Genomic DNA, 4,822 nt, shown 5'->3' with positions numbered 1-4,822 from the left:
TTTTAAGCACGTGTTTTTATTAAAATTTCAGGTGTTTTGAATGACGTTTTTCGGAACATCAAACTGAACACCCTAATTAATAAACATAATTTTGTTTAGTTTCTATTTTGACATTTCTTCACCTTCCGCTTATGCCTTTGCCAATAATCAACAGTCAATGAGCAGTCAGACCATGAAATATACACACCCGGCATGGGAAGTTTCTTTGATTTTTGAGTGAAATTTATTTAGTTTGTAAAGCAATAAAATGATTCACATATATCGGGGTTTTCGCAAAGCGTTAAAATTTCGGACATTCATATCATGAAAAAATTCAATAGCGCAGCCACAGGCATATTGTTCTCAGCATTGGGATTTATTCCGGCTCAAGCCTCCACGCCGGTTGTATTTACGGTTGACACGTCTCGCACTCATCAGGAAATAGATTGCTTCGGAGCATCAGATGCATGGAGCATGAGATTCATAGGAGAAATGCCGCAACAGACACAGGAGGATGTTGCAAGACTTCTCTTCAGCCGTGAAGTAGATTCCAACGGCAATCCGGAGGGAATCGGTTTAAGCATATGGCGTTTCAACATTGGTGCGGGAAGTGTGGAACAGAATGACAGCAGCCATATCAACCCGCATACCCGCACCGAATGTTTCCTGACTCCTGACGGCACTTATGACTGGAGCAGACAGGCGGGACAGCGAAGTTTTCTGCACCTTGCTAAAAAATACAAAGTGCCACGCATTCTCGGATTCCTTAACTCACCGCCTGTATATTTCACTAAAAACGGATTGGCTACAAATACCGGTCGTGACGGCACATATAATCTCAAGGAAGATAAATATAACGATTTCGCCGTGTTCATAGCAAATGTCGTAACCGGTCTCGCCTCACACGAAGGAATAAATCTCGATTATATATCCCCTGTCAATGAACCGGACGGGCACTGGAACTGGCAAGGACCAAAACAGGAAGGCACTCCTGCAACAAAATATGAGATAGCACGCCTTGCACGAATTCTTGACAAAGAATTTCAGTCAAGAGGCATACACACCCGGATTATAATCCCGGAGTCTTCCGATTACCGGTGCATGATGTCTGTACATCAGACAGGACCGGACCGTGGCTATGAAATCCAGTCTTTCTTTTCGTCAGACAGCACAGAGACATATGTCGGCAATCTGAAATCACTGCCGCGCCTCATTGCCGGACACAGCTATTGGACCAACACTCCGGTGGAATATATGAAGGAATGCAGAAAAGCACTGCGCGACACCTTAAAGAAATATAATGTCGATTTCTGGCAAAGCGAGGTATGTATTATGGCTAACGACGAAGAGATAGGAGGAGGACACGGCTACGACCGCACAATGAAGACCGCCTTATATGTGGCACGCATGATACACCACGATCTTGTTTTCGCCAATGCGCGTAGCTGGCAGTGGTGGCGCGCGGCAGGAGGGAACTACAAAGACGGTCTGCTTTACCAGTACAAAAGTCCGAAAAACAGTTCTGACACCATCGTTGACTCGCGACTTCTATGGACGCTCGGCAATTACAGCCGTTTTATCCGCCCCGGAGCAATACGGCTGGAAGTTAACCGCGAAGGCACTACGGATTCCGATGGCGCGANCGATCCTGACGGACTGATGTGTTCTGCATACAGAAACACGGATGGCGGTTATGTAGCTGTAATAATAAACTACTCTGATGAAGATATAATGACTGACATACGTGGTTTGGGATATGGAATATGGAATCTATACCGCACATCTGACGAACCGGGAGAACGCCTGCGCCTGACAGGCACTACGCAAAATCTCGAATCAATANTGATCCCTCGCCGATCCGTCACCACACTGACCTCGGGCGGCGTAAAAGCGGAGTGAATTCAGACTTCTCTACAACAATAAACATTGCATTAAAGGTTCANAATCTTTCTTGTGTGCCAAGTCCCATTGTGCGATGTACTCATCTTTGCTCTGTGACATATCTCACGAAAGGTATTTTATCATATTGTTTCCGCTTTTCAGTTGCTAATAATGGCTAAGCGGGGAACGCTGTCAAGCGTTAGCACGCTTTGTTACCGATGGTTTAACTTTCAAAGTCTTTTGAATTAACAAGCCCACGAATAAACTCCTCAAAACATGCTGCAAGCGTAGTAATCTTATAATCGTTTTCTTCATCAATATGGACAACACTTGGTTCTCCTGCTAAACCACATTTGCGATAATCCAAGAATATCATATCATGTCCGGCAGAAGGAGTGGTGCATATCGCTATTCCAATGGTTGGATAGCCCCATTCTTCAATCCAAAAACGATTTCCCATTTCTCCGCAAAGAGAATAAGGTTTATCTTTATCTATTCCCATAATTCCACTTATTGTTATATGGTTATTTGCCCAAGAAGTCGGGATTTGAGTTGGAAAACATGTATTGACAGGTTCTCCACCATTACATTGTTTTATCAGCGCAATATAAGATTGGGGCAATTTATATCCCAATTCATTTTCAATATCTTTAACTTGTTCATCAGTAGGTGTTGTCCCTATATAATATTTTTGGGCATATTCATTATTATCCCAAAAACTGGAAAAGTCAAAATCTTTAAAAGGAGTTTTATTCATGACTGTATATTTTCTGTTTCATCGGTAATGGCTAAGCGGGGAACGCTGTAAGCGTTAGCCCGGTTTGTTAGTAGCTATTTATTATTCAATCGGTTTCTTTCCAGTATTAGGTTCACTTCCTTTTCTGTATGGGAATATTTCTTTTTTGAAACCATACTTACAGATTCTAAAGAGTGCGAACCCAATAATGGAGATATATCCCCGTTAATCACATCATCAAAACACAAGGATTTGAGTTGCTTCATGCCTTCCAAAAATAACAAGTCTTTTAAACTTGAAATATTGATATGCTCAATAGTATTGTTGGGTACTAATTGGGCTAAGTCTTGAAGTTGTTTACAGTTAAGCAACCTAAGTGTTTTAAGCCCTGATATATGGCTCAACACACTAATGTCGGTTATGTTATTACAATAAGATAATGTTAATTCTTCAAGTCTATTTGAATTGCACAAACCTCTAATATCTTCCATTTTTCGAGAACGAACAATATCTAACATTCTTATATTAGTTAATTGACATAAACCATTCAAATTTATATTTTTGGCATCCCATAATGTCAGTTCTTCTAACAAATTCATGCTTTTCAGTTCTTTCAAATCTTCTGATTTGAGATTATAAATATGCAGTCGTTTCAAGTTTATTAAAGTATCTACATTTTCTGTTTGTTTTGTATGATAATACTTCAATTCTTCAAGTTTTTGGAATAGACTGAAATCAATAGTAAAGACCTTATCAGCCCAAAGCCCCAGTTTATTTAAGCGTGGTAAAACACTTAGTTGATTTAAATTGCATGGCTCTATTGTATGGTCGTACCCTTGAATAATCAAGGTTTCAATAAAATCATATTCACATATTAGACTTACATTTAATGTGTGTTTACAGGAAATACCATAGATGTCAGTCGTTGTTGTATGGGCATCTATTAAAATATTATTATAACCTTGATTTTTGGCAAACTCTAATCCTTCTCTTAAATAAAGAGGAGATATTATTAACCGATTGATATCTGGTACTTCTTGGAAATGTTCCATACTATTTATTTGTTTCTAATTGCTACTAATGGCTAAGCGGGGAACGCTGTCAAGCGTTATCCCGGTTTGTTAATAACTTTTTTCTTCTCAATAGATGCGAAACTCCAATTACCAAGAGCAGATAGGCAACCAGCAAACTTTGATAAAACCAATACTTATGAAATTTGCCTATGTCTGCTAAAAAAATCTTTTCGCTTGAACCTTGATGAACCACGAATCTATATTCATCACAAAACAAATAATATTCAAAACTCATTAGGTAGGCAAGTGCCAATATAGATAAGGCGATTAGGCGTGATATTTTATGATGTAGCCACAAATCGCTTCCTATAAACAGCACTGAAAAGACAGCCCAATACATAGATGCAAGCGAAAAATGCCACCCTGTTTCGTATAAGGGGCTTATAATACCGATACCTGCATAAAGCGTACTTGCCAATAGTAAGTAATACAATATTATTTTTATAATTTTCATGTTTCGCACTATTGTTATTTTTTGGTATCAAGGATATTGCCCGATACTATATTTTGAATACCACTGAATATATCACTGCCATAATAATAAACAAGATTGTCGTAATCAGCCCACACTTGTTCTTGTTCATCTAACCACACAATCAAATAGCCGGGATGAATGTCTGCTAAATAGATAACCTTATTGACCCCTAACTTCAAAGCCACTTTTTGCATAGCTTCCGGGCGGTATTTCTTTATTTTCTTGACATCAAAATAAAGAATATCAGATTGGTTCAGCTCTAATTTCATGTTATAGAATAGAGCAATCTTGCTTATAATACTTTCATTCAAAGGATAATCAAACTTAGAGTAGGATTGTCTTAACTTGTCTATGTAAGAATCCTGCATCATTTGAAAATTAAATTCGTCCCAATGGTTATGAACAAGTATTTCCTTTATTGCAGTAGGTATAATCATTTCTAATTGTATCTAATGGGTTGCAACTAATTGTTTTCAGCACTTAGTTGTTTGTTAGTCATTCTCATTATTACTTCTTGTACCTTCTTCTTCCATACTTGATTATTGATTTTCTCTAATCGTATTAAAGCATCATTTTTTTTATTCATTATATATTCAATACAAGCAATATATATTTGATGCCATTCTTGTTGAATAGCCTTTTCTTCGTAAAAACGCATTATTCTATATAGCTTTTCAA

Annotated in this window: 6 protein-coding genes; 1 reads left to right on the top strand and 5 read right to left on the bottom strand. The window is 38.2% G+C overall.

The window, feature by feature from the left end; all coding sequences use genetic code 11:
• Positions 1 to 303: 303 nt before the first annotated feature.
• Positions 304 to 1,878, top strand: a complete 1,575-nt coding sequence (locus JX312_RS09330; RefSeq protein WP_204457806.1) for a glycoside hydrolase — start codon at positions 304 to 306, stop codon at positions 1,876 to 1,878.
• 205 nt (positions 1,879 to 2,083) lie between these two features.
• On the opposite strand, the gene JX312_RS09325 is transcribed toward JX312_RS09330, so the two are convergent.
• The 5 genes from JX312_RS09325 to JX312_RS09305 form a co-directional block, all read right to left on the bottom strand.
• Positions 2,084 to 2,617, bottom strand: a complete 534-nt coding sequence (locus JX312_RS09325) for an SMI1/KNR4 family protein (RefSeq protein ID WP_121737429.1) — start codon at positions 2,615 to 2,617, stop codon at positions 2,084 to 2,086.
• 74 nt (positions 2,618 to 2,691) lie between these two features.
• Positions 2,692 to 3,648: a hypothetical protein gene (locus tag JX312_RS09320; RefSeq protein WP_204457805.1), complete on the bottom strand. Its 957-nt coding sequence runs from the start codon at positions 3,646 to 3,648 to the stop codon at positions 2,692 to 2,694.
• A gap of 49 nt (positions 3,649 to 3,697) precedes the next feature.
• Complete coding sequence (locus tag JX312_RS09315; RefSeq protein WP_065538028.1) at positions 3,698 to 4,123, bottom strand: hypothetical protein; 426 nt, start codon at positions 4,121 to 4,123, stop codon at positions 3,698 to 3,700.
• 14 nt (positions 4,124 to 4,137) lie between these two features.
• Positions 4,138 to 4,581, bottom strand: a complete 444-nt coding sequence (locus JX312_RS09310) for a hypothetical protein (RefSeq protein WP_204457804.1) — start codon at positions 4,579 to 4,581, stop codon at positions 4,138 to 4,140.
• Positions 4,582 to 4,607: 26 nt separating this feature from the next.
• On the bottom strand, positions 4,608 to 4,822 hold a 215-nt coding region (locus JX312_RS09305), incomplete at its 5' end, for a hypothetical protein (RefSeq protein ID WP_204457803.1).

This window comes from Barnesiella sp. CU968 (assembly GCF_905219685.1).
GTDB classification, from domain to species: Bacteria; Bacteroidota; Bacteroidia; order Bacteroidales; family Muribaculaceae; genus Lepagella; species Lepagella muris_A.
The sequence above is the reverse complement of the archived record's forward strand: the minus strand, read 5'-3'. Positions and strand labels throughout refer to the sequence as shown.

Coding starts and splice junctions, on each gene's coding strand:
- JX312_RS09325 (WP_121737429.1), bottom strand. CDS start 2,617: ATGAATAAAACTCCTTTTAAAGATTTTGACTTTTCCAGTTTTTGGGAT.
- JX312_RS09320 (WP_204457805.1), bottom strand. CDS start 3,648: ATGGAACATTTCCAAGAAGTACCAGATATCAATCGGTTAATAATATCT.
- JX312_RS09315 (WP_065538028.1), bottom strand. CDS start 4,123: ATGAAAATTATAAAAATAATATTGTATTACTTACTATTGGCAAGTACG.
- JX312_RS09310 (WP_204457804.1), bottom strand. CDS start 4,581: ATGATTATACCTACTGCAATAAAGGAAATACTTGTTCATAACCATTGG.